Source organism: Pseudoalteromonas sp. P80D2 (assembly GCF_036680945.1).
GTDB lineage: Bacteria > Pseudomonadota > Gammaproteobacteria > Enterobacterales > Alteromonadaceae > Pseudoalteromonas > Pseudoalteromonas shioyasakiensis.
On sequence record NZ_JAZDAR010000022.1, the window covers coordinates 111,819 to 137,355 of the forward strand.

At 40.5% G+C, this 25,537-nt stretch carries 27 protein-coding genes; 4 read left to right on the forward strand and 23 right to left on the reverse strand.

All coding sequences use genetic code 11. The features are described 5' to 3' along the window. Nucleotides 1-53: 53 nt before the first annotated feature. The 15 genes from VRK28_RS03110 to VRK28_RS03180 form a co-directional block, all read right to left on the reverse strand. Nucleotides 54-329: an HU family DNA-binding protein gene (locus VRK28_RS03110; RefSeq protein ID WP_004586404.1), complete on the reverse strand. Its 276-nt coding sequence runs from the start codon at nt 327-329 to the stop codon at nt 54-56. 204 nt (nt 330-533) lie between these two features. After that, nucleotides 534-1,067: a DUF3833 domain-containing protein gene (locus VRK28_RS03115; protein WP_054562353.1), complete on the reverse strand. Its 534-nt coding sequence runs from the start codon at nt 1,065-1,067 to the stop codon at nt 534-536. Beyond that, on the reverse strand, nt 1,060-1,557 hold the full coding sequence (locus VRK28_RS03120; protein ID WP_063528402.1) for a chalcone isomerase family protein: 498 nt from the start codon (nt 1,555-1,557) through the stop codon (nt 1,060-1,062). Before VRK28_RS03120 ends, VRK28_RS03115 begins: the two co-directional genes overlap by 8 nt. 55 nt (nt 1,558-1,612) lie before the next feature. Then, nucleotides 1,613-2,107: a DUF2878 family protein gene (locus VRK28_RS03125; RefSeq protein ID WP_063528403.1), complete on the reverse strand. Its 495-nt coding sequence runs from the start codon at nt 2,105-2,107 to the stop codon at nt 1,613-1,615. Next, nucleotides 2,085-3,347, reverse strand: a complete 1,263-nt coding sequence (locus VRK28_RS03130; protein WP_248526473.1) for an SAM-dependent methyltransferase — start codon at nt 3,345-3,347, stop codon at nt 2,085-2,087. The genes VRK28_RS03125 and VRK28_RS03130 overlap by 23 nt, the downstream gene beginning before the upstream one ends. A gap of 4 nt (nt 3,348-3,351) precedes the next feature. Continuing rightward, on the reverse strand, nt 3,352-4,101 hold the full coding sequence (locus tag VRK28_RS03135; RefSeq protein WP_062565675.1) for a DUF1365 domain-containing protein: 750 nt from the start codon (nt 4,099-4,101) through the stop codon (nt 3,352-3,354). After that, complete coding sequence (locus VRK28_RS03140; RefSeq protein WP_332393261.1) at nt 4,094-5,350, reverse strand: NAD(P)/FAD-dependent oxidoreductase; 1,257 nt, start codon at nt 5,348-5,350, stop codon at nt 4,094-4,096. Before VRK28_RS03140 ends, VRK28_RS03135 begins: the two co-directional genes overlap by 8 nt. Further along, nucleotides 5,347-6,057 carry an SDR family NAD(P)-dependent oxidoreductase gene (locus VRK28_RS03145; protein ID WP_054562359.1) on the reverse strand — a complete coding sequence of 237 codons (711 nt, stop codon included), beginning with the start codon at nt 6,055-6,057 and terminating at the stop codon, nt 5,347-5,349. Before VRK28_RS03145 ends, VRK28_RS03140 begins: the two co-directional genes overlap by 4 nt. After that, the gene (locus tag VRK28_RS03150; protein WP_105181833.1) at nt 6,057-6,503 is read right to left on the reverse strand and encodes a nuclear transport factor 2 family protein; all 447 of its coding nucleotides are present in this window, start codon (nt 6,501-6,503) and stop codon (nt 6,057-6,059) included. Before VRK28_RS03150 ends, VRK28_RS03145 begins: the two co-directional genes overlap by 1 nt. Before the next feature lies 1 nt (nt 6,504). Further along, on the reverse strand, nt 6,505-7,896 hold the full coding sequence (phrB, locus tag VRK28_RS03155; RefSeq protein WP_332393264.1) for a deoxyribodipyrimidine photo-lyase: 1,392 nt from the start codon (nt 7,894-7,896) through the stop codon (nt 6,505-6,507). Beyond that, on the reverse strand, nt 7,896-8,849 hold the full coding sequence (locus VRK28_RS03160; RefSeq protein WP_332393265.1) for a YbgA family protein: 954 nt from the start codon (nt 8,847-8,849) through the stop codon (nt 7,896-7,898). The genes phrB and VRK28_RS03160 overlap by 1 nt, the downstream gene beginning before the upstream one ends. Before the next feature lie 10 nt (nt 8,850-8,859). Then, complete coding sequence (locus VRK28_RS03165) at nt 8,860-9,510, reverse strand: ChrR family anti-sigma-E factor (protein WP_332393267.1); 651 nt, start codon at nt 9,508-9,510, stop codon at nt 8,860-8,862. After that, a complete protein-coding gene (locus VRK28_RS03170; protein ID WP_054562364.1) occupies nt 9,503-10,126 on the reverse strand; it encodes a sigma-70 family RNA polymerase sigma factor in 624 nt (207 codons plus the stop codon). The genes VRK28_RS03165 and VRK28_RS03170 overlap by 8 nt, the downstream gene beginning before the upstream one ends. Nucleotides 10,127-10,188: 62 nt before the next feature. Then, nucleotides 10,189-10,767, reverse strand: a complete 579-nt coding sequence (locus tag VRK28_RS03175; protein WP_130167624.1) for an LON peptidase substrate-binding domain-containing protein — start codon at nt 10,765-10,767, stop codon at nt 10,189-10,191. A gap of 220 nt (nt 10,768-10,987) precedes the next feature. Further along, on the reverse strand, nt 10,988-11,266 hold the full coding sequence (locus tag VRK28_RS03180) for a hypothetical protein (RefSeq protein WP_250660534.1): 279 nt from the start codon (nt 11,264-11,266) through the stop codon (nt 10,988-10,990). 258 nt (nt 11,267-11,524) lie between these two features. On the opposite strand from VRK28_RS03180, the gene trhA reads away from it, so the two are divergent. Next, nucleotides 11,525-12,154: a PAQR family membrane homeostasis protein TrhA gene (gene trhA, locus VRK28_RS03185; protein ID WP_062565680.1), complete on the forward strand. Its 630-nt coding sequence runs from the start codon at nt 11,525-11,527 to the stop codon at nt 12,152-12,154. On the opposite strand, the gene VRK28_RS03190 is transcribed toward trhA, so the two are convergent. Together VRK28_RS03190 and VRK28_RS03195 are read right to left on the reverse strand one after the other, a co-directional pair. Continuing rightward, entirely contained in the window at nt 12,151-12,459 is a 309-nt protein-coding gene (locus tag VRK28_RS03190) for an MGMT family protein (RefSeq protein ID WP_054562368.1), read from the reverse strand. The genes trhA and VRK28_RS03190 overlap by 4 nt on opposite strands. Further along, nucleotides 12,443-13,354 (reverse strand): LysR family transcriptional regulator, encoded by a 912-nt coding sequence (locus tag VRK28_RS03195; RefSeq protein WP_054562369.1) that lies wholly within the window; start codon nt 13,352-13,354, stop codon nt 12,443-12,445. The genes VRK28_RS03190 and VRK28_RS03195 overlap by 17 nt, the downstream gene beginning before the upstream one ends. A gap of 117 nt (nt 13,355-13,471) precedes the next feature. Here VRK28_RS03195 and VRK28_RS03200 point away from each other — a divergent pair, with 117 nt between their 5' ends. The 3 genes from VRK28_RS03200 (at nt 13,472) to VRK28_RS03210 (ending at nt 17,922) form a co-directional block, all read left to right on the forward strand. After that, complete coding sequence (locus VRK28_RS03200; RefSeq protein WP_250660533.1) at nt 13,472-14,557, forward strand: efflux RND transporter periplasmic adaptor subunit; 1,086 nt, start codon at nt 13,472-13,474, stop codon at nt 14,555-14,557. Further along, on the forward strand, nt 14,557-17,628 hold the full coding sequence (locus VRK28_RS03205; RefSeq protein ID WP_062565683.1) for an efflux RND transporter permease subunit: 3,072 nt from the start codon (nt 14,557-14,559) through the stop codon (nt 17,626-17,628). Before VRK28_RS03200 ends, VRK28_RS03205 begins: the two co-directional genes overlap by 1 nt. A 162-nt stretch (nt 17,629-17,790) precedes the next feature. After that, a complete protein-coding gene (locus VRK28_RS03210) occupies nt 17,791-17,922 on the forward strand; it encodes a hypothetical protein (RefSeq protein ID WP_285835542.1) in 132 nt (43 codons plus the stop codon). Nucleotides 17,923-17,995: 73 nt separating this feature from the next. Here the strand turns inward: VRK28_RS03210 and rluF are convergent, their stop codons facing one another. The 6 genes from rluF to glgC all read right to left on the reverse strand — a co-directional run bounded on the left by rluF (nt 17,996) and on the right by glgC (nt 25,524). Then, nucleotides 17,996-18,940, reverse strand: coding sequence for a 23S rRNA pseudouridine(2604) synthase RluF (gene rluF / locus VRK28_RS03215; RefSeq protein WP_332393276.1), 945 nt, complete (start codon nt 18,938-18,940; stop codon nt 17,996-17,998). Nucleotides 18,941-19,029: 89 nt separating this feature from the next. Then, complete coding sequence (locus VRK28_RS03220) at nt 19,030-20,121, reverse strand: ABC transporter substrate-binding protein (RefSeq protein WP_304637038.1); 1,092 nt, start codon at nt 20,119-20,121, stop codon at nt 19,030-19,032. Between the two features lie 43 nt (nt 20,122-20,164). Continuing rightward, nucleotides 20,165-21,247 (reverse strand): DUF418 domain-containing protein, encoded by a 1,083-nt coding sequence (locus VRK28_RS03225; RefSeq protein ID WP_332393279.1) that lies wholly within the window; start codon nt 21,245-21,247, stop codon nt 20,165-20,167. Between the two features lie 7 nt (nt 21,248-21,254). Further along, the gene (locus VRK28_RS03230; RefSeq protein WP_054562379.1) at nt 21,255-22,469 is read right to left on the reverse strand and encodes an EAL and HDOD domain-containing protein; all 1,215 of its coding nucleotides are present in this window, start codon (nt 22,467-22,469) and stop codon (nt 21,255-21,257) included. 91 nt (nt 22,470-22,560) lie between these two features. Beyond that, complete coding sequence (locus VRK28_RS03235; RefSeq protein WP_130167627.1) at nt 22,561-24,099, reverse strand: glycogen synthase; 1,539 nt, start codon at nt 24,097-24,099, stop codon at nt 22,561-22,563. A 123-nt stretch (nt 24,100-24,222) separates the two neighbouring features. Continuing rightward, nucleotides 24,223-25,524, reverse strand: coding sequence for a glucose-1-phosphate adenylyltransferase (gene glgC / locus VRK28_RS03240; RefSeq protein WP_054562381.1), 1,302 nt, complete (start codon nt 25,522-25,524; stop codon nt 24,223-24,225). Nucleotides 25,525-25,537: the final 13 nt, after the last annotated feature.

Below are 25,537 nucleotides of genomic sequence, written 5' to 3' on the forward strand. Positions count from 1 at the left end.
GATACAAAAAAAGGGCTCTAAGCCCTTTTTTCAATAATTAGTAAGTTACCCTGTTAAGGATTAACTTGGTCTTTAAGACCTTTACCCGCTTTAAAGCTTGGGATAGTTGCTGCTGCGATTTGGATTTCTGCACCAGTTTGTGGGTTACGGCCAGTACGCGCTGCGCGCTCTTTTACTGAGAAAGTACCGAAACCAACTAATGCTACTGAGTTACCTTCTTTAAGAGAGCTAGTAACTGCGCCAGTGAATGCATCTAGTGCACGAGTTGCTGCCGCTTTTGAGATTTCTGCATCAGTAGCAATTTTTTCAACTAATTGAGCTTTATTCATTGTTAGATTCCTATTCGTTATTATTTTGCCTTCGCAAAACCTATCTTTATGCATTTTTGAGAAGTTAGCAACAGCAAATTGCTATTTTTACGTAATTTATTCAAAAATGACTACTATTTAACTATCAATCACAAGGTTAGTGATATCAGTATTAATAAAGACTTAATTTAACTTCCATCACAAAATTTTATGATAGCTAAACCATCATTCAATTTTCTCGATAACCAAGGTAACTTCCCCGACCTCAAAGCCAAACTTATCAATAGCGGTACGGTTTATCAAGCGTGATTGTGTTACCAAGTACATCCAATCATCGAAATTTACCACTAAAGTACTACCATCATATGGAAGCTCGACAGAATATGTCCAATGGAACACGCTTCCATTGCTCTCACCCTTTGCTTCGCCAATCACATCTGATGCTGTCCCTGTGATACTGCCATCATCATTAATGGTAATGTACCAAACACGCGTTTGCGTTTCGCCATCATCATAAACAAATTGCTCGTCAATCACTCCCTGATTGCCGTTCCAAGATGCTTGCATGTCAACAACCAGCTTACGTGTTAACTCACCCTTGTGGTCTTGCACAACGCCGTAGGCTTTGAGCTCACCACTAAAAAACTGCTTAAAGTCAAACTTAGGCTCTGTTCCTTGATAATAATCAACATCAGGCGCAGAGCAGCTGGTAATTAACAGTACCATAGCGAAAATAAAGAGTGCTTTGAGCTTAATCATGTTTCCCTCCAATAAGCTGTTTACGAAGTGATGGTTCAGACGTGTCGGCGCTTAGCCAAATTGCTAAGAAGTTGTCAGCGAATCTATTATCATCGATCCGACCTAGCTTTTTATCATTAAAGTAAAAAGTACCGATCCCTTGCTCGTTGGTTTGAAACGACAACGAATCGTTTTTTTTGATATCAGGCCAAAGAGTTAATAATTGTTTATCGTAAGCACCTACCATGTCATTAAGCTTTAAATGTTGCCATTGCTCGTTGGTTGCTTTGACGATATCTTTCGCATCGAAATCCCGCAAATAGGTGAGTGTAAGTTTGCTGGGGTGTTGGCCAAACTGATACGAACCCGATGGGGTCTCTAATTTGGCGTTATAAACATCCCAAAACAGATACTCCATTTTCGCTTGGCCCACCGTTTTAAAGCCATTTGCATACACGCCCGCAGAGAACAATAACGCAGCAAATAAACTTAAATTAAGTGATTGTTTCATCAAGTAACCCTTAAAGTTGTGTTATAAAACACTACGGTGAACCACTTAAAACTGATCATTCAGCCGCTAAAAATCGCTTATTTATAGCGATTATAGCCATAAACATACTTGCCCAACCTAAGCCATAAACAAGCCAAAATTGCCAAAGAACAAGCTCAGTATTAAGTACTTCAAAGCGCATTCCAGCGTAGTAACTAGCAGGAGCAAATAACGCACAAACACCCCATGCAATATACCAAGGCAGCTTTTGTAGGAATTGCATCGAAGTATTAATGGTTAAAAGCAGTGCAGCCCAAAGTACAGCAAGCCATAAGGGAAAGGGGCTTACTTTAAAGGCAAGTAAATTTAAGCTGCTGGCAAGCCATTCATAGCCCAGTGCGAGAGGCAAGCCACATAAGAGTAGCCAACTATCTTGCTGGCGTTGCTTTGATAGATAAATCATCAAAGCGACAACACCTAAAGCGGGTATCAGAGAGTTATGCTCAAGGAGTAAGGCCATAAACCATACCCCTTGAAACAAAGCGAAATTAATAATCGAGCGCGATATCATCGCCAGAATGGCCAAAACGAGGTTTACGGGCAACTAAATGAACGGTACTGATAGCACGGGTTCTAAACGCACCTTCACAGTAAGCTAAATAAAATAACCATAAACGATAGAATCGCTGGTCAAATTTGACTTTATCTATTTCAGGCCAGCTAGCGACAAAGCGCTCGCGCCAATCAGCCAGTGTTCTTGCATAGTGAACACCAATATCTTTTACACTATGCACAACCATGTCTGTTTGCTGCTTTATTTGCTTATTCATTTCGTCTAAACAAGGCAAACAGCCACCTGGGAAGATGTACTGCTGGATGAAATCGGAATTTTTAAGGTAATGGCTGTAACGCTGATCAGCTATGGTGATTGCTTGAATAAGCATTGCACCACTGTCTTTTAATAAAGACTGACATTTTGCAAAAAAGCCAGGCAAATACTCATGACCGACAGCTTCAATCATTTCAATTGATACAAGCTTATCGTACTTGCCCTCTAAGAGGCGGTAATCCTGCTTTAATAACGTGATTTTATGCTCAAGGTTAAGCTCTTTAACCTTTTGTTCAACATAGGCATGTTGCTCATCAGAAATTGTGGTCGTCGTTACATGGCAATCAAAATGTGTTGCTGCATAAATCGCAAATGCGCCCCACCCTGTGCCAATCTCAATCACCGAATCACCTGGTTGTAAATCAACCTGCTCACAAATCAATGCTAGTTTGTGCTCTTGGGCCTGTTCAAGGCTAGCTTGTTTTGACGGGTAAACAGCACATGAATACAACATTTCGTCACTTAAAAATGCACTGTATAAATCGTTGCCTAAATCGTAGTGCGCCGCAATGTTCTTTTTTGAACCGCTTGCTGAGTTTTTATTTTTAATGTGATTAACTCGGTGCGCAATGCCACTTAAGAAAGCGAATTTTTTCTCGAATGCATCTAGCTGATCTTGATTAAGGGCAAATATTTCAATAAGTTTAGTGAGGTTGTCACAATCCCAATAGCCGAGAATATAAGCCTCTCCGGCACCCACACTGCCAGATAACGCAAATGACTTATACATAGCAGCATCATTTACCGTGACGGTTGCATGTAAATCACTTGTAATGTCACCGAATTGCTCTTTTTGATTACCCTCTTTTAGGGTAATGCAACCGACATTGATACTGTTGAATGCACCTATTACCAGTTTTTTATAAAGCTTTGTCATCCAGCCGGTCGTTTGGGCTTGTGTTAAATTTGATACTTTTTCCATCACATCACCTAGTTGAATTCTCTTGTTTGCCCGAGTGGCCAATAAATGGCACACGTTTGCAAAACAACTTCAAAGCATGAAGGTAAATACCTTTAAAAATACTTAACGTCATAGCCGGAAACTGTTTAAGCACGGCACTAACCTGCTCTTTCGTGAGAGGGTGCTTTTGCAAACGCAGGGTTGCATCAAACAAAAGAGTGTCGTCTTTTTTATTTTCAATATGAATCATGGTGTTATCAGAATTCATTCTAATATGCCAATGATAGTTCATATCTAAGTTCATGAAAGGTGATACGGAGAAAACCTTTTTAAAGTTCACTTTTTTTTCAAGGGGTACGACATAATAATGACGTTCATTCCAAGGTGTGTTGCTGACTTCAGCAAGCATGTGAGTGAAATCGCCATGACTAGTTTGAAAGAAGAAAAAGTTAACCGGGCTAAAATAAATTCCTAAACAGCGCACCTGTCCGAGCATAAAAACATGGGTAAATTCATCGTCAATGCCAAGCTCTTTAATTTTATTAAGTGCACGCTGTTTGAGTGGCAGCTGCATATCGGTTTGATAATTAAAATAGTCGCTCTGATTAAATTTAAGCGCCTTGAAACCACTTAAGCCAAGCCAAGGATGAACTCCATTAAGCTCATCAGGCTTAGCTAAATCGACCCACATCATATAAAGCGGGTATTTAAAGTGATGCTCTTTGACGGCAAAGCGCCTGTGGCGAACATCACCTACATATATGGCGCTATTCAAACTCGACTCCGAGTTGCTTTGCCACATTTACAGCACTTCTTACACCGTCTTCGTGGAAGCCGTTGTACCAGTACGCACCGCAAAAGTAGCTATTATTTTTACCGTCAATAAGAGACTTTTGCTGCTGAGCGGCAATCGACTGTTTATTAAATACCGGATGATGATAAGTAAACTCACGCAGAATTCTGTCTTTTTTGATGCCTTCAAGGTGATTAAGCGTGACACAAAATTGCGTGTCGCTCTTAATGCCTTGCAAAATATTCATCTGATAAGTCACAACAGCGGCTTTGTCTGTGTTGTTATTTAACAGATAATTCCAGCTCGCCCATGCTGCTTTGCGTTTTGGTAAAAGTGTAGTATCAGTGTGTAGTACCACTGAATTAGCCGTATAAGGTATCGCTGATAGAACACTTTTTTCGTCTTCGCTAGGGTCTAATAACAGCTTTAAAGCTTGATCTGAGTGGCAAGCAAACACAACTTTGTCGAATGTTTCACTATGGCCATCATCGAAATGGACATGCACACTATCACCTTTTCGAGATACCGAGCTGATATTACTATTTAAACGAATTTTATCAGCAAAACCTTGGATCATAGGTTTAATGTATTCGCGAGAGCCACCCGGAATAACATACCACTGCGGGCGATTCGTGATATCCAACAAACCGTGGTTATAAAAGAACTTAACAAAAAACTCTACGCCAACTTCCGCCATTTCTTTAATGCTTGTTGACCAAATAGCAGCGCCCATCGGCAAGATATAATGAAAACGGAAGAACTCGTTAAAATCATGCTCGTCTAAAAACTCACCTAGTGTTTGATTTTCTTTATAATTTTTTTCAGCATGTAATGATTTACACACATCATTAAAGCGAACAATGTCTTTTAAAAGTTTCCAGAATTTAGGGCGAAAGATATTGCGTTTTTGTGCGAACAAACTCCAAAAAGTATGACCGTTATATTCAAAGCCTGTTTGTTCGTTATGCACACTAAAGCTCATTTGGGTTTTCTGACGCTCAACGCCCAAGCGCTTAAGTAGTTTTTCAAAGTATGGGTAAGTTCGGTCGTTAAAGACAATAAAGCCTGTATCAACAGCGTACTCAACGCCATCAACTTTTACGTCTATGGTTGCAGTATGGCCACCTATGTAGTCGTTTTTCTCAAATACGGTTACATCGTAGTGCTTATGCAATAGGTGCGCACAGCTTAAACCCGCTATGCCAGATCCAATAACAGCCACTTTTTTCAACGTGATAATCCTTTTGCAAGCTTCAGCCAAAGTGGCGTAGGAAGCATTCTTAAAAATTTTAAAATGAAGGTAAAACGGTGCGGAAAGTGCACTTCTTTGCGCCTTTTCGCGACCCCTTTATAAATATAATTTGCCGCTTTTTCTGCACTCACAGCCATAGGCATTGGAAAGTCATTTTTGTCTGTAAGCGGCGTTTTAACAAAACCTGGGTGAACTAAAGTGACATCGATATCCTTTAAATCAACCGCTAAGCTATTAGCTAGATAACTTACACCGGCTTTAGACGCACCATATGCTTGGCTGCGTGGTAAGGGTAAATAAGTCACACTAGAGCTTACGATCACCAGCTGACCACCGGGTTTTATCTTTGGTAGTAATGCCTCAAGGCAATAGCCCATACTGAGCAAGTTGGTCGTGATCACCCGCTCAAACAAACTGCTGTCAAAATTGCGAGCATCATCAATGTATTCACAATTGCCAGCATTTAGAATAACCCGGTCAAATTGTGTATAAGCCACTGTGCTCGAACGAATATCTTGAAGGTCGGTTGCGTCAAACTGGCAAGACTCTATATTTTGATGCTGGCTCAATTTAGCAAGCTTTTCTGTATTTCTACCGCATGCAATGACCTGTTCATTATTGTCTGCATAAAGCTTTGCTAATGACTCGCCAATACCTGAGGTTGCACCTGTAATTAATGTCGTCATTATGCACTCGCTCTTTTATCGATGTATTTCACAGCCGAGCCAAGCACTGGAATATGCCTGTAGAGCATAGCACCTACATCAAAATAATCGCGATGGTTAATTATTTTATCGCCAGCAAATTTTAAACGACTATGGCCTGCAACCGAGATTGCTTGGCCTTTATTGAGCTTTGGATGGCGATAATGCATGGTCCAATAAATAAACGCGATGTCGTCTTTGCTCTGAATATTTTCAGTAACATAGCTGTCTTCGATAGCAAATTCACAAGAAAGCACATTGGCATAGAGGTTTTTAAAATAATCACGCAGCTCCCCAAGACCATTTACCGCATGCAAGGGATCTGCGAACTGAATATCTGGATGATAGATTTCATCCAATAACTGTAAATTGTCTTTATTGAGTGATTGATAAACATCAATAAACCTATCAAGGATCGCCTTGTCCATGTCACACCTTAAATGCGTTTAGCGCTCGCTCTCGCGCGGCTTTATGATCAACAATTGCTGGCCAATAACTGCTCGACTTACCCTGTTTCGCTAAATAATCATGCGGAAAATGGATTTGCTTAGCAGGAATTTTTTCCAGCTCTGGTAAATATTTACGGATAAATTCACCATCTGGATCAAATCGCTCGCTTTGGGTGATAGGATTAAAAATTCGAAAATACGGTTGAGCATCACACCCCGTACTTGCAGCCCATTGCCAGCCACCGTTGTTAGATGCAAGGTCGCCGTCTATAAGATGCTGCATAAAAAAACGCTCGCCTTTACGCCAATCAATTAATAAGTGCTTTGTTAAAAAGCTTGCGACCACCATGCGTAAACGATTATGCATCCAACCAGTTTGCAGTAACTGCCTCATTGCAGCATCAACTAGTGGGTAGCCTGTTTTACCTTCGCACCACGCTTTAAAGTCGCTCTCATCATCACGCCATTTCACAGCGTTGTATTTATCATTGAAGTTGTCGTATTTACTTAGGTTTGGGTAAATAGCGATAAGGTGGCGGTAAAACTCACGCCAAACCAATTCGTTAACCCAACAAAACAAGTTACTTTTGCTGCTACGTAGTACATCAGGATGGCGCTGCTGAATAAGTGCCAATAATTGCTGAACGCTAACAATACCCAAGGCTAAATATGGGCTTAAACCTGAGGTGCCTTTAATGCTTGGGATATCACGCTGGTCTTGATAGGTTGCTAGCTTTTCTTCAATAAAGCGTGCGCAAACGTGGCTAAGCGTTTCATCATCAACAGGCCATTTTTCTGAGCTGCCGTCTGAGTCTAATAACTCATTTGGCTGCCATTCAATGGCCTCGAACATCTTAGGCGGCTCAGCAAAATAAAAGTGGGTGTCTTGATAAACTTTTAGCCATGCATTTTTAAATGGCGTGAATACTTTAAACATTTCGCCGCTTTGATTTTTGATGCTTCCCGGTGGCGCAATTACATCACCGTCGTATGCATAAAAAGCAATATTTTTACTGTCAGCATGCTGTAAAAACGCTTTATCTCGGTTTACTTCGTTAAGCTCATATTCGTTGTTAGCGTATACATTTTTTACCTGATGTTGCTCACAAAATGACGCTAATTTTTCAACACAACCTGCGTAATCAGCTGCATCAATAATATGTAATTCAATACCTTTGCTAGCTAAAAGCTCCCCCAAGAAGCTAAGTCTACGCTTTAATAAATCTAGCTGAATAGCAGCCACATCATGCTTTTGCCATTGCTTTTCAGTAATAAAAAATACCGCATTTCTGCAACCATTTTCGATTGCCTGATACAAAGCGTCGTTATTAAAAAGGCGCAAATCGCGCCTAAACCAAAATAATGTATTCATTAAATTCCGTAGCGTAGTTTTAATTCGTTCGGATAGGGGTCAAGATACACTTGCTTAGCAAGATACTCGTTTGGATGCACTTTTAAATGATGCTTAATTAGCGTAAGTGGTACGTATAGTGGCACCAAGCCTTGGCGATATTCATCGATGGCATCACGTAGTTCTTGCTTTTCAATCTTAGAAAGTGATTTTTTAAAATAACCTTGCAAGTGCATTAATGTATTAGCGTTATTTTTACGTGAAGCTGGTTTTTTAAGGGCTGTCATTAACCCTAGAATATATTCATCTGCCAAGGCTTGGATATCTTCACCATCAAAGGTGCCAAGTAGGTTTCCTAGATTACGGTAAGCTTCGTAGTTATGCGCCATCAATAAGTACTTATATTGGGCATGAAACTGAGTCAATCTATGTACTGTGAGTGGTTGCTCGCTTAATGTTTGCCAGTGCTTGTAGGTATAAACACGCATTACAAAGTTTTCGCGAAGATGCATATCATTTAAACGACCGTTTTCTTCACATGGTAGCAATGGGTTATGTGCCATTATTTGCTCTGCAAAAAAACCCACACCTTCTGAAGTATTGCCAGTACCCGCTTCGTTATAAATTTTAATACGTTCCATACCGCAACTAGGACTTTTAGCGCAAAACACAAAGCCACTTAATTCTGCAGTTTGTTCTGTAGCAACACGTTTACCGTATTCTGTTAACTTAGGCCCAACATCGCCAGTGCCATCTGGGCGGCACACTTTAATAGTATCGCCAACACGCACTTGACGAATAGTTGGTCGAGGGATTGGTAGCCCTACCGCTACTTCAGGACAAAACTTTTTATATTCAACATGGTTAGCCAACTCATCCATGCAAAAATTAGATTTTTTGTGGCCGCTGTCAAAGCGAACTTTGTCGCCTGCTAAGCAGGCGCTTAAACCAATTTTAATTGTCGATTGCTGCATATAAACTCTACTAATAGATTAGATTACCAATTGGATTTAGTAATTTACTAATACCTTTATTGAAGTGTAGGGCACTACTAACAACTGTAAAGCACAAGCACCCTTCAATTGTTTTTGGCGTGTGATTGTGGCGACCATCTAACATCATAAAGTCACCTGGTACATAGTGTCCGTCTTCATCACTAAACTCCCCATCTAATAATAAAGTGAGCTCAAAACCCGTATGTGTGTGCTCAGGTATTTCACCACCCGCATCAATGTGCAGTAGACTTGCTCGTAATGGGCCGTCGTCTAAATCTATGCGAGAGCGAGCAAGCTTACCTATTTGCATAAAGTTACTGTGACCAATACGCGTAAGTGCTCTAGGTAATGTGTAGGTTTTATCTTTAACATCAACCGATACCTGTTCTTGCTCGTACACTTCATCAATTGATTCATCAGCGGTAATGGCATCAAAAAGTGTTTTATCGAACATATCATCCATATCATTAGCTGATTCAGTAAATACATTGTCAGCATTTTTTGCCTCAAGCGCGGCTAACTCTTTTTGGCACACAGGACACATTTCAACATGAATAGCGACTGCAACACTCAAAGTGGCAGGTAGATTACCTTCACTGAATTTGGCAAGTAATTCGTTGCTAGGATGGTGCTTAATCATGGTGATCTCCCATTTCATTGCGTAACTTCTGCAAGGCTAAGCGAAGACGAGATTTCACTGTGCCTACGGGAATATTTAAATGTTCAGCAAGTTGTTCTTGCGACATGTCTTGAAAGTACACCCCGCGCACAACTTCACGTTGCGCAAGCGGTAATTTATCAAGGTATTGTTTGATCTGTTTATCTTCTAAGTGGTCACTAAATTCGTGCTGGCCGGGCTCGGCTTCATCAATCAATGGCCAGATATCTTCACTAATGCACTCTTCTTTACTGCTCTTCATTTTTCTTAGCATATCGAAAGAGGCATTACGCATTACTGTGTATACCCAAGTTGTCGCTGCACCTTTTTCTTTATGGTAAAGGTGTGCTTTACGCCAAACTGAGGTTAGTGTTTCTTGAACTAATTCCATCGCTTGTGCTTCAGAACCGAACTGCTTTATTCCAAAACGTTTAATTTTTGGTGAGAAATATTGGAAAAGTATTGCAAACGCACGTTTATCACGGTGCTCAGCAACAGCAAATAAAGCATCAGCAAGCTCTTTGCTTGGAGTATCTGGCATGGCAGAGTATTGACCTGTGTTAGGTTTACAACCTGTTTGAAGTTGTTGACTTACCATCTTTATGTCATCCAATTATTGTCGTTAGAAGTAATACGGCAAAAAGTTGATGTTAGATCACATTAATCAGTAAATTCGTTGTTGATTAGAGTATGGAGGAAACTTAGCAAGTTTTCAAAGTTAGATTTATAAGCAAGTTGTTGTTTTTTAACTAACGATATAGGCAAAATTTCAAGCCAGCGGGCAACAACCCAAGTAAGGTTATCGAATTGTGGGGCTTTGTATAGACCTGCTAAATCCGGCTGATTTGCAAATACAGCACGAAGTGTGTCACTCAATAAAGTGTTTTCGTCATTAATTGGCGTGCTTACGTACCATGAAGGTGACGTAATTATTTCGATGTCAGCATGTCGAAGTTGCTGCTTATCCTGAAAAGCGTTATGCATAGACACTGCATGCTCAGCATAAACATCAATTAATAATTGACCATTATCATCTTGATTGAAGTCGGTTATTTGCACTAAACAACCAATTTCGGGCAAGTTAAGATCTGTATCGTGTTGGTAAGTGCACAGCACAAAACCAGTGTTATCTTGTACAGCTTCTTTGACCATCGTTAAGTAACGCTGCTCAAAAATTCTTAGCTTGGTGAACCCTTCAGGTAAAATAAAAACCGGTAAAGGAAAAATCGCACGCTTCATAAAGTCTACTATTCTAAAACCACATGCCTTTAATTACGTGCGCTTTTAATCCGCCGATCAATATTTCATGAAATCTTAATATCTACTTTGTACCTTAGAAGTTGAACCATTGTGCAACGTTACGAAATAATTCGATAGATGCATATGCACTGAGTAAACTCAAAACCGGTGCAACCATAAGTAAAAATAAGCTGATTTCACTACTCATTGTCTTGTTTCCTTACTGCTTGTTTGTTGCTTTAGGAGCTTGAGCAACTTTTAACTCTTCTTCTTTCGAAGCAATTGCATCTTCACTCATGTAAGTATCTAGTAACTTTTGAGCATCAAACTCAATGCTGTTCATTACGCTTTCCTTCAGCTCGTTACTCGCTTGTTGAACATAGCTTTTAACAGATTGTGTAATTGTGTTGCTGATATCTAATTCAAAGTCAGTAGCACTTGCTTGAGTTGACCCTAATACAAGTAACACAGCAGTAGTTAATTTAAGTGAGTTATTCATAGTGGTATTCCTTGTCTCTTTAAGTAATTAGTCGTAATTACTTAATCAAAGGTTGTGCCACCCTGAAAATAAATTTTAAATTATTGATTTTTTAGATTTTAATTATTTATTGGTTTTTTAACCTTATTCAGAGTTGGTTAATAAAACCAATGGGTTTAAATGTTTTGACCAACATTTAGTGAAAAAATAAGCATTGCCAATTTCAGCGCACACTTGTACACTGAAACTGTTTTATTCACTCATTTTTAGTAGATAGATATGACAGAGCAACTCCCTTATTCACGCCAAGAAGAACAACTTAACGTGCTTACTCACGGCATGGGAGTCCTGTTTGCGGTATATGTACTGTGGGACTTAGTTTCACAATCTAAAGCTGTGTCAGCTACGGTAAGTGCCATCGTATATGGCTCAAGCCTACTGGTATTATTTTTAGCCTCGACCTTATATCACGCCAGTACCAGAGAGCGTATACGAGCCATTTATAAAAAATGTGACCACTGTGCGATTTACTTGCTTATTGCAGGTACCTACACGCCTTATTTGGTCATTTCGTTATCTGGGGCTTGGGCAATTGCTGCTTTAGTGTTTATTTGGTCTTTAGCGCTTGGTGGTGTTGCATATAAATTACTGGTCAAAAACACGAATAAAAAAGTCTCGCTCGCTACCTATTTATTAATGGGCTGGTTTGCATTAGCACTTGTTTATCCACTTTATTTGAACCTTGATTTAAGCGCTTTATGGTGGCTGCTAGCTGGCGGGATTGCCTACAGTTTAGGCACTGTATTTTATAGCGCTAAAACCCGCCATTACAGCCATGCAATTTGGCATGTATTTGTGCTAGTTGGCTGTGTTTGTCACTACTTATCAATTAGTTTGTATGTTTATTAGTCCCATTGATGCAGGCGCATATTAATTTTAGCCTTATTAAAAGTAACACCTTCACTGAGTAGTTTTTGTCGTTGCTCAAGGTGTTTATTGCTGCCTTCTGGAAACGATATTTTACCTTGGCTATTAACCACCCGATGCCATGGAATGCTTGAGCCCTCGGGCATCACTTTTAATAACCGCCCCACTAACCTTGAGTTATTAGGGTATCCCGCAAGCTTTGCTACTTGCCCATAACTGGCAACTTTCCCCTCAGGAATGGCGCAAATAATGGTATAAATTAAATCTTCTTTAGTTGCCTGCTGCACGACTCGACTCCAAATACTGTTTACTGACCTCGCTAAAATCTTGCCAAATAGCTCTTGCAACAGGGCCATGATGAACTGAGTGCTGTCTAAATACACGAATTTCTGCGCCAAACTGGTGTTCACGATCGATAATTTTAATTTGTTGTAATAAACCAGCATCGATTTCCGCTTGGCAATGTTGCAAACTGATCATTGCCCAGCCCGCACCAGAGAGCAAAAACGACTTAACACTGGTTATATCGTCAATTTTCATTAACGCAGAGCCTAGCGTATAAGAAAGCCTATCACTGTCAAAACTCAAGTCACTTTCAAACATGGCTAAACACGGGTAATTTTGAATATCTGCAAAACTGATTTCACTTGGCACTACATCAGGCGCGCTAACTATACCTATATCAAATTTACCAATCGGTAAACTTTCGAGATCCCCTGTTGCATGAAACAAATCAAACCAAGGGCCAATTCCTAAATCAGCCTGATGACTATTAACCTGCTCTAGAGATACAAAGCGCTTACCTGAAGAAATACTAAACTCAGTACTAGCAAAACGTTTGAAGGTTTGGCTGATCACTTGGTTATAACTATTTTGATGGCAAAGTTGCTCGTAACAAATTTTATAATTGGCTTCATTACCTAGTGCCAGCTCTTTAGCAAGTGAGCTTAACTCACTGTTTGCATTAAGTAATTGCTTGGCCTCACGATAAAAAATACGGCCCTTCTCAGTTAAATGTAACCTGTATTGGCTTCGGTCTAGTAACTCAAACCCTAGCTCTGATTCTAGCTTCTTAATAGCTAACGTGAGCGCTGGTTGAGTCTTATGCAATTTAAGTGCAGCTTGGCTCAAACTAGTGCTTTGCACAATAGCATCTAGAATGATTAATTGATTTAAATTCATTAATGGCAAACTATATAAATAAAATTTATGCTGTTTCTAAAATTTAATAATTTTTATTTTATATCTTTGCAGCGTATCCTGCAGCAAATTTATGCTTTCTTATCTATGGAGAAGACAATGAGATTGGCAACCGCCGCGTTAATGAGCAGCATGTTTTTGCTTCTTGTGGCATGTTCAGAGCAAGCACAGCAAGATGAAGCAGAGCCGGTAGTACGTCCTGTTAAACTTTTTAATATTGGTAATAATTCAGAGCAAAGCATTCGCAGCTTTCCTGCTGAAGTGGTTGCTAACCAAGGTTCTTATCTCGCTTTTAGAGTAAATGGTGAGTTACTTGAGTTCCCTGCACTTGCGGGCCAACACGTTGAAAAGGGAGAGCTTTTAGCAAAACTGGATCCTGAAGATTTTCAACTGCAGTACGAAGAACGTAAAGCACGCTTTGAACTTGCTGCGTCTCAACTTGAGCGTGTGCAAAAGCTTTTTAACCGCTCTATTGCCAGTCAATCTGAGTTAGACCAAGCCCTTGCCAATAAACAGGTTGCTGAGTCAGCGCTAAAAATTGCCAAAACCAACCTCGATAATAGCGAATTACGCGCGCCGTTCGCCGGTACTGTAGCAAAGGTATTTGTGAAAAACTTTGAAAACATTCAAGCAAAACAAAATATCCTTCGCCTTGAAACCCGCGACCTAATGGACGTGGTTATTCAAGTACCCGAAAAACTCATTGCACGCATCGATAAAGACGTTCACTACCAACCTGATGTTGTATTTGATGGTTACCCAAACAAGTCATATCAATTAACGGTCAAAGAGTTTGATACCCAAGCCGACCCAATTACTTTAACGTATAAAGTTGTGTTTTCTTTACCTGTGCCAGAAGATTTTAATCTACTTGCCGGTATGACTGGCCGCGTTGATATAGATTTAAGCAAAATCACCAGCTCACAGTCACCTTATACACTACTGCCAGTTGAGGCGGTATTCTCTGAGCCTACTGAGTCTGAAAACGATAACAGCTATGTGTGGCTTTATGACGAAAACACCGGTTTAGTGCACAAACAAGCTGTTGAAGTTGGCCAATTACACCGTGATGGCATTGAAGTACTCTCAGGTATTAAAGAAGGCCAAATCGTTGTGGCTGCTGGCGTGCACTTTTTAGAAGAAGGCATGAAAGTGCGTCCATGGCAAAAAGAGCGAGGCTTATAATGAGCTTTGCTGCACTCGCTATTGAAAGAAAAGTCATTAGCTGGATGTTCGCGCTGTTTTTACTGATTGGTGGAACGGTCGCTTACTTTGGCTTAGGACAACTAGAAGACCCTGAATTCACCCTAAAAAAAGCCATGGTGATCACCCTTTATCCTGGCGCGTCACCACAGCAGGTTGAAGAAGAAGTCACCTTCCCTATTGAAAATGCAATTCAACAGCTGCCGTATGTTGATTACGTAACCAGTATTTCATCACCGGGTAAATCGCAAATTACCGTTGAGATGAAAAGCAATTATCGTAAACAAGACTTACGCCAAATATGGGATGAGTTGCGTCGCAAAATCAATGATCAGGCATCGTCGATGCCCTCTGGTGTTTATCCAAGCAAGATTATGGATGACTTTGGTGATGTATACGGAGTGATGTATGCAGTCACTGGCGATGGTTATTCTTACGATGAGCTAAAAGATTACGTTGATTATTTAAAACGTGAGCTTGTTTTGGTTGATGGCGTTAGTAAAGTAACCGTGGGTGGCGAGCAACAAGCACAAGTCATGGTCGAGATTTCAACCCGCAAACTGGCCCAGTTAGGTATTTCGCCTAATCGAATTTATCAGCTTTTACAAACTCAAAATAGCGTGTCGAACGCAGGTAAAGTCCGCGTTGGCGATGAATCAATTCGCTTACACCCAACTGGTGAATTTAAAGACGTAAAAGAGCTCGAAAACTTACTTATTTCTAAGCCAGGTGAAAATGAGCTTATTTACTTAGGTGATGTTGCTACCGTTTTTCGTGAGTACGCCGAAGTCCCTAACAATATTATTCGCTATAACCAACAGCAAGCATTACTGGTAGGCGTATCGTTTAGCACAGGCGTTAACGTTGTTGATGTAGGCGCAAATATTGATGCCCATTTAGCGTCACTGGAATATCAACGACCACATGGTATGGAAATAAACAGCGTTTATAACCAACCTGCCGAAGTTGAAAAGTCAGTAAGTGGCTTTATTATCAGCCTACTTGAAGCCGTTGCCATTGTTATTATCGTGCTTTTAGTCTTTATGGGCTTTAAGAGCGGCGTATTGATTGGTGTAATACTCCTACTGACCGTACTAGGTACCTTCATTTTCATGAAGTTATTTGCCATTGATTTACAACGAATTTCGCTTGGTGCTTTAATCATTGCCTTAGGGATGCTGGTAGATAATGCCATTGTGGTAACCGAAGGCATATTAATAAACCTCAAGCGCGGACAAACAAAACTGCAAGCTGCAACTAATATTGTTAATCAAACCAAGTGGCCATTACTGGGGGCTACGGTTATCGCAATTACTGCCTTTGCGCCGATTGGCTTGAGTTCAGATGCCAGTGGTGAGTTTGCTGGCAGCTTGTTCTGGGTGTTATTTATTTCATTGTTACTAAGCTGGATCACAGCCATTACTTTAACGCCTTTCTTCGCTGATTTAATGTTTAAGCAAGCCACTGAAAAACAGCCGCATCACGATGAAGACCCTTATCAAGGTGTTATTTTTAATGTTTATAAAGGCGTGTTACATACAGCAATGCGGTACCGTAAAACCACGCTACTGCTGATGGTGATCCTGCTTGTTAGCTCAGTTTATGGCTTTAAATTTATCAAGCAGTCGTTCTTTCCTGCATCGAATACTCCTATGTTTTATGTTGATTATTGGCATACGCAAGGCGCTGATATTCATACCACTATGGATGGTGTTGCAAAGCTCGAAAAATTCTTACAAGCCGACCCATTAGTTGAAGAAATAACCACAACGGTTGGTCAAGGTGCACCGCGTTTCATGCTGACTTACGCACCTGAAAAATCATACCCAGCTTATGGGCAATTGATTATTCGAGTAAAAGACCGCGAAGCTGTTACAACCATGATCAAAAAAGTACGCGATTACCAACACGAACATGTACTTGATGCTCAGCTTAAAGTTAAACGTATGGAAATTGGCCCATCAACAGATGCAAAAATTGAAGCGCGTTTTTCTGGTGCAGATCCTGTTGTACTTCGCCAGTTAGCAAAAGAGGCGAAAGACATTCTGCATCAAGATGCGGGGGCATTTAATATTCGTGACGATTGGCGTGCTCGCTCAAAGTTAATTCGTCCGCAATTTAACGAGCAAAAAGCCCGTCGTTTAGGAATTGCCAAATCTGACCTTGATCAACTACTGTTGACTAGCTTATCGGGTAAACAAGTAGGCGTTTATAAAGACGGCACACAAATGCTGCCAATTATTGCTCGCTCACCTGCTGAAGAGCGCTTAAACGTTGAAAGCCTGCGAGACTTACAAATTTACAGCCCAGTGTTAGGTGTGTTTGTACCGGTGACACAAGTGGTTGATGACTTTGTTGTTGAGTGGGAAGACAGCTTGATCATGCGACGTGATCGTAAGCGTACTATCACTGTAATGGCCGACCACGATGTCATTGGCGATGAAACTCCAGCGAAGCTCTTTGCACGTGTTCGCAAAGACATTGAAGCTATTGAACTACCACGTGGTTATGAATTGCAATGGGGCGGCGAATATGAATCGTCAACAGATGCGCAAAAAGCTATTTTCGGTTCATTACCTCTTGGTTACTTAGCCATGTTCGCAATCACAGTGTTACTGTTCAATTCAGTTAAAAAGCCTTTAGTGATTTGGGCAACAGTGCCACTAGCCATTGTGGGTGTATCAGCTGGTTTATTACTAATGAATGCAGCATTTAGCTTTATGGCACTGCTTGGCTTACTGAGCTTAAGCGGTATGCTCATCAAAAACGGCATTGTATTAGTTGATCAAATTAATCTTGAACTCGATAGTGGTAAAGACCCTTACAAAGCAGTATTCGACTCAGGTGTAAGCCGTGTTCGCCCTGTAGCGATGGCTGCAATTACCACCATTTTAGGCATGATCCCACTGCTATTTGACGTGTTCTTCCAGTCAATGGCGGTAACCATTATGTTTGGTCTTGGTTTTGCGACAGTGCTGACACTAATTGTTGTGCCTGTGCTCTATACCATGCTGTTTAAGATCAAAGTACCTAAACAGCGTCACGCTAATTAATACAGATTGACTCTCAACCAAAAGCCCTATCAGTTTGCTGATAGGGCTTTTTTATTGCTGAGTTAACACACGAGTTGAGGTGGGTGTCTAGTTATGGTGGGCGACTAGTTATTCTGCTTAACCACTTAGTTTTAATGGGTGTCTATTTTTGGTGTTCAGCTTATGGTTTTAAATAAAGTGGGTGTCTATTTAATTATCAGCTTTGTAATACCTATTGCTGCTGATTTAATAAAAGACTTTCAATCAAGAGGAGACCTTTGGGAAGCTGATGCTATATATCCTGATAAAGGCTGAGGTTGCACTATACATCATTAAAGAACCCTGAATCAAACCAGTAAAGACTAGTCAGGGCTCTAATGCGCTGAGCTTACTTTTTTAGACTTAATGTGCCTGTGCGTTTAGTACTGCTACGCTTAGTTTGATTTGGTTTTGATGAGTGTGGATTGCCAGCTTTTGATCTTGATTGACCTTGCTTAGCATCACTGCGTGCTTTTTTCACGTATTTAGAAAAGTCGCGCTTTTTTTCTTCTTCATTGCGTGGCTTTTGCTTAGCACGAGCTTGCGTTGGCTGTTTGTTTTCATCAATTGAACGCTCTTCGGTTTTACCTGAGTCGGCAATTGAGTTATTGATCTCAGCCATTTCTTGTTCGGTTAAGTGACGCCACTGCCCTACTTTTAAACCCTTTAGGGTCACGTTCATAATTCGTGTGCGCTTTAAAGTCACCACTTCATAGCCTAAATATTCGCACATACGACGTATTTGGCGGTTTAAGCCTTGTGTTAGTACAATGGTAAATTGCTGTGGGCCAGTTTGCTTGACCTTACACTTTTTAGTAACGGTATCGAGGATAGGAATACCGTTTGCCATCTTATTCACGAACTGGCGATTAAGTGGCTTATCAACCGTCACTACGTATTCTTTTTCATGATTATTACCAGCGCGAAGAATTTTATTAACGATGTCGCCTTCGTTAGTTAAGAAAATTAAGCCTTCTGAAGGTCTATCCAAGCGTCCGATTGGGAAAATACGCTCTGGGTAATTAACGGCTTTAACAATATTGCTTTGGATTTTTCGCTCAGTCGTACATGTAATACCAACAGGTTTGTTATAGGCAATATAAACCAGCTTAGGCTTTGCTTTTAAAGGTTTGCCATCAATAAGTACATCATCGGCTTCACTAACTTTTACGCCCATTTCAGGCAAGCTGCCGTTAACAGTAACACGACCTTCTTCAATATATTTATCTGCCTCACGGCGTGAACAAAAACCTGTTTCACTGATAAATTTATTTAATCGCTTTAACTCTGTCATGGCACACTTCTGTCTGGATTTTAAAGCCGCTAGTTTATACCAGAAGCCTTTACCAAGCTAGGTAGAATCTAGGCTCTTTGACTACACTTTTAGTGTTGCGCTGCGTTTTTGGGCTTTTCGCTCAATAAACTATGTAGCGTATCAAAATCGAAGGCGTACTCAGTGCTTTTGCTGTTTTGCAGTAAGAAGGTTTCAAAAGGGATAACCGACCAATCTTTGATGTTTCTTAGCCAGCTGTAACTTTGAATATTGTGCTTTGTGATCACCCCAAGCTGAAACTTAATCTCATCGTGATTTTGCCAATAAGGGTTGCCATTATGATGATCGACCACGCTAATTAAAGCCCATGCTCCCATCATAAAATGCCCGCCAACACTGGCTGTGAGTTTTTGTTGTTCTATTAAGTCTAAATTATCATCAAGCCAATCAATGCCACCAATGAAATAGGCTTTATCTTTTTTACCTTTTACTGCTTCTAGGGCACCTTGCGCCATTAAATCAGACGCACACCAAATCACATTCGTATCTGGGTATCTTTGTAATAATCGGCTCACTTTATTCTCGGCTTCTTGCTTATTCCAACTGGCATACACAACTTGCTCAAGCTCAACATCTTGTTTTCGTAAATAATGAACAAGGCCGTCACTGCGGGTGTCTGACTCTGTGCCATAATGACCATTAATCGCAACAAAGTGAGGCGTTTGTTTTGTATTTATCGCCTCATCAAGTAAGGCTTTGCCAAGTTGCTCACCCGCTTTGAAGTTATCGTGAAATACTTCACCTAACCAATACTTAAAGCGCTGACGGGGTTTACCCACTTCGTCACGCTCTACGCCAACAATCGTTTCTTCAAGGGTGATAAAATTCACTTTATGTTGCTCAAGCAAGCTCATTGACTGCTCTGCACCACCTGGGTAATTGATTAAAATTGCGTAATCAGGTTTGGGCTTATATTGCAGGTATTGTTTGAGTTCGGCTAATTGAATGTGGCGATTTCCACCGCCATAAATTGTTGTGAGAGAAACATTATTTTGCTTTGCAGCAACCTGCATCACATTAGTCACTTTTTGCCAAAACAAATCAGTTTTAACTGAGGGGTTAACTAACAGCACAGAGAATTGCTCGCCAGCATAAAGTGGTGAACAGCAAAGCAATGTAAAAACCAACAAGCAAACTCGCATTACCACTCCGCTTTGTTTTTCTTTGATTGTAGTATACAAGGAATTATCTAGACAATTTTCGCCAAATTAATTCACACGGACCATGTGTAAAGTACTGACTATACACTTTACAAAAAAACAATTGAAAAACAAGCACAACAGCAATGACCAACCAATAATCTATGCGATCAAAATTAAGTGCTGCGGTTGGGTATGCGACTTTAAAAAACAGAATAAAAATCACTGTTTGCATTAGATATAGCGTTAATGACATGCGACCGGCTTGCTGTAACAGCAACCAGTTACTGGGAGAATTTTTAACTATTTTCACAATGATGTGGCAATAACAAATGGCCATAGCTAAAGCAGCAAGCCAATTAATTGGTTCAGCAATCGCGTACATGAATACACTTTGGTCAGGCTCTATCATCAACCTTAGAGCCGTTAAACTTATCGCTGCAGCAGTAATCAACTTAAGCTGAGAGTGTGTTAAACCTTGAGCAAATACCCCTTGTTTATATAAATAAACGCCCACCAGCATTAACCCTGCAGCCATCCACATTGTGATGAGTGGCACAGCAATAAGCATTATTATAAAAATCAAAAAGTTACTGACAAACCCTGCAAAATAAGAAGAATAAGCCGCGTCATATGCCATTAAAAAACTCTCAGAGCTTCTCGTTACAGGGCTAAACTCTGGCTCTATAAAGGAGAGTAAAAATGAAATGAAGGCACCAAGAAGTAAAAACAGCATGCCCATACGCAGTATTTTTTCGTCATCTTGCTGGCTAAATTTAAGCGTTAACCAGCCTGCACAAGAATAAATAAACAAAATATCGCCAGCCCACAATAAAAAACCATGGGCAAGGCCTATAAAAGCCAAAACTTTTAGTCGCTTATGTTGCTTCTCGACGCTTTGCCAAAGCTGCCATTGAATAACTAAAGAGGCACCAAATAACAAGCAAAAAAGGCTCCTAAAGCGCCCATCAATAAAAGCAGTATTAAAAATGTATATTAGTGAATCTGAAAATGGTGGCGTAGCACTTGGGGTATAATCGTACTCGAACACAGCAAAAGTGTAGATGTTCATAAACATCAAGCCGAGTACTGCAATACCCCGTAAAACATCCATATTTATATTGCGCATAAATCCCTTATAGGTTCTGTCTGCAGCTATCGCTCCAATTTACCGCATTTTCGTATATCTTGGGAAGGTCAGCACTTTCAATACTTAAATAGGCAACAGCCTGTTCAAGTGCCCACCAACTGCCAGTTTCGTAAGCTTTGACAGTTTCTAGTATGTAATAGAGGATATTTTTTTCTTGCATGAGAGCAGCATGAATTTCGTCAGGAAACGGCAATCGATCCAATAGCTTTTCCATTGGCTGATCTAATATGGCATCGAGCAACGAAAACAGTCCCGTTAAAAATGCCTCACCTGTTTGTTGCTTAGCAACACGCTGCGCTATTAATTCGCAAAAGCGCGCTCTAACAACACAAAGCCGAGTAAGCTCGGCTGGTTTTGACTGGGCACTGTGGGCAGTAATAATTAGGCTAACAAACTTTTTCAGTCGTTCATGGCCTAAATATACAAGCGCTTGTTTTAGAGAGCCAATTTTGCTTTTAATAGGAAACACGCCGCTATTAATTAAGCGCAGCAATTTATAAGCAAGTGCGGTATCTAACGAGAACAAGCCCGCAATTTCACTTATATTTGGATCTGGGCGCATGACTTCAGCATAAATTGATAATACCAGCGCGTAGTTGTAATCAATATCGCGATGCTGAATCATTTTGGGTTTAGCAAAGAAATAACCTTGAAAGAAATCAAAGCCCATTTTATAGGCTTTGTCGTAATCATCGGCTGTTTCAAGCTTTTCTGCCAAAAGCTTTATTTTTTTATGTTTTTTAAGCTTATTTACAACAGGGGCAATTTCTTCAAAGGGTGTTTGCTGAACATCAAACTTGATAAGACGAATAAGTTTTAAAAAGCGATCCCACTCAGGTTGGTAAACAAAATCATCCAGTGCCAACTTGTAGTTGTTGTGAAAAAGCTCGCGACAATATTCGTAATTTTCGTCGGTAGGTTCCATAGTTTCGAGTAACTCAATCACCACATCTTGAGTTGGCAAAAACGCACAAAGGTCCAGCTTCAAAGACTCTGGACCTATATTAATTAATGCTTTTTTGCCCGACGTAATATGCCGAGTACCTAAATTGAGCTGGTTTTCCATAATCAGCCGAGCCGTTGCCGTACTCTCTGAAACATCAGGAAAACTATTTTTTAAACTATCTCTAAATAGTAGCTCATAGGCGACAACTTGTTGACGACGATTAAAGACCGCTTGCCTAGCAACAAATACAGCCACTTTACCTACTTTTTATATTTTATCTCACACTAAGTAATTAATAGCTGAAATTGACAAAAAAGTCACTTAATTACCATGAATCACGCATTTTTTATTGATATAAGCCTGATAAATAGCCTTCTGCAACGGATTGCCACGTAAAACGGGCATTTTTAGCCTGTTCACATATTGCACACCATTGTTCTGGTTGTGATTTTTTAAGCTCAAGCGCATCGCTAAAACTAGTAACAAGTTCGTAGCTTTGTGATGCTAAACTCTCACCTTGGAAACTAAAACCACTCACATGATGCTCTACCGTATCACGCAAACCGCCAACACCGTGGACTAAACATGGCTGACCTGCTCGCATTGCTAACATCTGACTGATACCACATGGCTCAAACGAACTTGGCATTAAAAATAAATCGCCTAAGTGATACATGTATTCGCCAACAAAATGTGCGTACCCTTTTAAAAATAGCAGGTTTTCTTGGCGAGCCATAACCGATGTCATAATTTGCTCAAGTTCAGCATCCCCTGAGCCTAAAATAATCATATAGCCGTTATGTTGTTTTAAGCGCTGACACAACTCATCTAACACCAGTCCTTTATCAAAAGGCTGGCGAAGTAACAGTGCTTTTTGGTCCGTTAAACGGCCCACACTGGTTACTAATGGCCCTGAAAACGGCTGAGTTTTAAATTTAAGTAAGCGTTGATGCGCTATGTAATAGCTTGAATCTAAAACAGGACTTTTTGCCATCCATTGAAATAATGCATTTTCGGCATGTTGATAAAGGCTCGCTAAACTAATGTCCTCAAGCTTCATTCCAGGGTATTCGCAACCATTAAGAATGCCCACTACGCGGCCTTGTTCATAAGCAGCTTGTAGGTCAGCTTCAAGCCCCTCACCACCAAAGAAGCCTTTTTCTGCATCACTAGGGCGCAATACTTCTTGGCAATAAGTTGGCGATACAAGATGAACTTTATCCACCAGATTAATTGCGCTGCGCATTGGGTTAAAACAATCAAAATAACGCGGATCGCATAACCGTTCGCCGTTATAACCTAAACTTGGGAACCAGGCTTCTAGGCTTGAGCTATCACCTTTGAAAGGACGTATCCCTTGCAATGCAAGGTTATGTACTGTGTAAGCTAAAAATAAGTGCGATAATTTTTTATAGCGGCTGTCTGTTTTTAGTAATAGAGCAACGCAGGCACTGTGCCAGTCATGTAAATGCACAACATCCGGCGTGCGGATAAGCCCTTGTAATAAAGCCTCGCAAACTGCAGCGTTGAAAAGAGCAAACTTACTTGCATCGGTTGCAAACGGGCGGCCTGGTTCATCATTACAATAAACAGCACCATTATGGCGACTAAATTCCCAATGAGATATAAGTAGTTGCGTTACACCTTCATCACTTTTAGCGAGCTTCCACACATCCAGTTTTTGCATTTGACCTGCAAATGGCACATGCACAACACCTATGTGATGACGCTCCAAATAATCAAAGCCATAATCAGGGATCACCACATCAACACTAAGGCCTTTTTCAACTAAAGCTTTAGGACAATCTCTAACAACATCCGCTACACCACCGACTTTTGCATTCGGTAATGCATCATTCTCTGCAGCTACCATCAATACATGCATGCTTTGCAGTACTCCATAAAACTGTTATACCAATCAGCAATAATACTTAATTAAGCGAATTGGTATTATTCAAATATAAATAAGGGAGGGACATGCCCTCCCTTTTTCATTTAACGCGATTGCTTAAGCAAGTCGTTTATTATCTTGCTCTTGTTGTTTTAACTTTTTTGCAAGTTCATTCAACATATCACGAGTTACCAACACAATCCCTTTTTTCGAGACTCTAAAGCCATTTTCTTTGTCAGCTTTGTGATCGTAGCCAATTTCTAGACCTGCTGGGATCTCACAATTACGGTCAATAATAGCACGCCTAATTCGGCAATTTCGCTGTATTTTCGCACCAGGTAAAATCACAGACTCTTCAATTTCACAGAATGAGTGAACATATACATTCGAGAACAGCAGTGACTTTTTAACTTTAGAGCCAGAGATAATACAGCCACCCGAAACTGTTGAATCAACAGCCATACCACGTCTGTCATCATCATCAAAAATAAACTTAGCAGGTGGTAACTGCTCTTGATAAGTCCAGATTGGCCATTTTGGATCATAAAGGTCAAGCTGAGGCTCAGGCATTACCAGCTCCATGTTAGCTTCCCAGAATGAATCAAGCGTACCCACATCGCGCCAGTATGGTTGACCATCTGTGTTAGAGTCTCTAAACGGATATGCAAACACGTTATGCTCTTCGATGATAGCTGGGATGATATCGTGACCGAAATCACGGCCTGAGCCTTCCGTTTCTGCGTCTTTTTTCAATTGTTCAAATAAGAACTCAGTATTGAAAATATAGTTACCCATTGATGCTAAGCAGGTTCCTGGTTTACCCGGTACAGACGTTGGCTCAGCAGGCTTTTCATCAAAACGACGGACACGATTGCTTTCATCAACCGTCATTACACCAAATGTATCTGCAGCTTCTTCGCAAGGTACTTCAATACAACAAACCGTCATATCAGCACCTGTCTCAACATGTTTTGCCAACAAACCGCCGTAGTCCATACAATATACGTGGTCACCAGAGAGGATCATGACATACTTAGGCAGTTCATGACGGATGATATCCATATTTTGAAATACCGCATCAGCTGTACCGCAATACCACTCGTCACCATATCGCTGAGATGCAGGTAAAATCTCTACAGATTCACCCAATTCTTTCTTAAAGTGACCCCATGCACGGTTTACGTGACGAATTAACGAGTGCGACTTATATTGAGTAGCAATACCAACTCGACGAATACCTGAATTAATACAATTCGACAATGGAAAGTCGATTATTCGGTGTTTACCACCAAAATAGACTGCTGGTTTAGCACGCCAGTCAGTTAATTCATGTAAACGTGAGCCGCGACCACCGGCAAGAATTAGGGCATACGTTTCTCTGGTTAAACTACTTATGTATCGGTTTGCATAACTTGGCATAACTCTCTCCGTC

Coding starts and splice junctions, on each gene's coding strand:
- VRK28_RS03110 (WP_004586404.1), bottom strand. CDS start 329: ATGAATAAAGCTCAATTAGTTGAAAAAATTGCTACTGATGCAGAAATC.
- VRK28_RS03115 (WP_054562353.1), bottom strand. CDS start 1,067: ATGATTAAGCTCAAAGCACTCTTTATTTTCGCTATGGTACTGTTAATT.
- VRK28_RS03120 (WP_063528402.1), bottom strand. CDS start 1,557: ATGAAACAATCACTTAATTTAAGTTTATTTGCTGCGTTATTGTTCTCT.
- VRK28_RS03125 (WP_063528403.1), bottom strand. CDS start 2,107: ATGATATCGCGCTCGATTATTAATTTCGCTTTGTTTCAAGGGGTATGG.
- VRK28_RS03130 (WP_248526473.1), bottom strand. CDS start 3,347: ATGGAAAAAGTATCAAATTTAACACAAGCCCAAACGACCGGCTGGATG.
- VRK28_RS03145 (WP_054562359.1), bottom strand. CDS start 6,057: ATGACGACATTAATTACAGGTGCAACCTCAGGTATTGGCGAGTCATTA.
- VRK28_RS03150 (WP_105181833.1), bottom strand. CDS start 6,503: ATGGACAAGGCGATCCTTGATAGGTTTATTGATGTTTATCAATCACTC.
- phrB (WP_332393264.1), bottom strand. CDS start 7,896: ATGAATACATTATTTTGGTTTAGGCGCGATTTGCGCCTTTTTAATAAC.
- VRK28_RS03160 (WP_332393265.1), bottom strand. CDS start 8,849: ATGCAGCAATCGACAATTAAAATTGGTTTAAGCGCCTGCTTAGCAGGC.
- VRK28_RS03165 (WP_332393267.1), bottom strand. CDS start 9,510: ATGATTAAGCACCATCCTAGCAACGAATTACTTGCCAAATTCAGTGAA.
- VRK28_RS03170 (WP_054562364.1), bottom strand. CDS start 10,126: ATGGTAAGTCAACAACTTCAAACAGGTTGTAAACCTAACACAGGTCAA.
- VRK28_RS03175 (WP_130167624.1), bottom strand. CDS start 10,767: ATGAAGCGTGCGATTTTTCCTTTACCGGTTTTTATTTTACCTGAAGGG.
- VRK28_RS03180 (WP_250660534.1), bottom strand. CDS start 11,266: ATGAATAACTCACTTAAATTAACTACTGCTGTGTTACTTGTATTAGGG.
- trhA (WP_062565680.1), top strand. CDS start 11,525: ATGACAGAGCAACTCCCTTATTCACGCCAAGAAGAACAACTTAACGTG.
- VRK28_RS03195 (WP_054562369.1), bottom strand. CDS start 13,354: ATGAATTTAAATCAATTAATCATTCTAGATGCTATTGTGCAAAGCACT.
- VRK28_RS03200 (WP_250660533.1), top strand. CDS start 13,472: ATGAGATTGGCAACCGCCGCGTTAATGAGCAGCATGTTTTTGCTTCTT.
- VRK28_RS03205 (WP_062565683.1), top strand. CDS start 14,557: ATGAGCTTTGCTGCACTCGCTATTGAAAGAAAAGTCATTAGCTGGATG.
- VRK28_RS03210 (WP_285835542.1), top strand. CDS start 17,791: ATGGTTTTAAATAAAGTGGGTGTCTATTTAATTATCAGCTTTGTAATA.
- rluF (WP_332393276.1), bottom strand. CDS start 18,940: ATGACAGAGTTAAAGCGATTAAATAAATTTATCAGTGAAACAGGTTTT.
- VRK28_RS03220 (WP_304637038.1), bottom strand. CDS start 20,121: ATGCGAGTTTGCTTGTTGGTTTTTACATTGCTTTGCTGTTCACCACTT.
- VRK28_RS03225 (WP_332393279.1), bottom strand. CDS start 21,247: ATGCGCAATATAAATATGGATGTTTTACGGGGTATTGCAGTACTCGGC.
- VRK28_RS03235 (WP_130167627.1), bottom strand. CDS start 24,099: ATGCATGTATTGATGGTAGCTGCAGAGAATGATGCATTACCGAATGCA.
- glgC (WP_054562381.1), bottom strand. CDS start 25,524: ATGCCAAGTTATGCAAACCGATACATAAGTAGTTTAACCAGAGAAACG.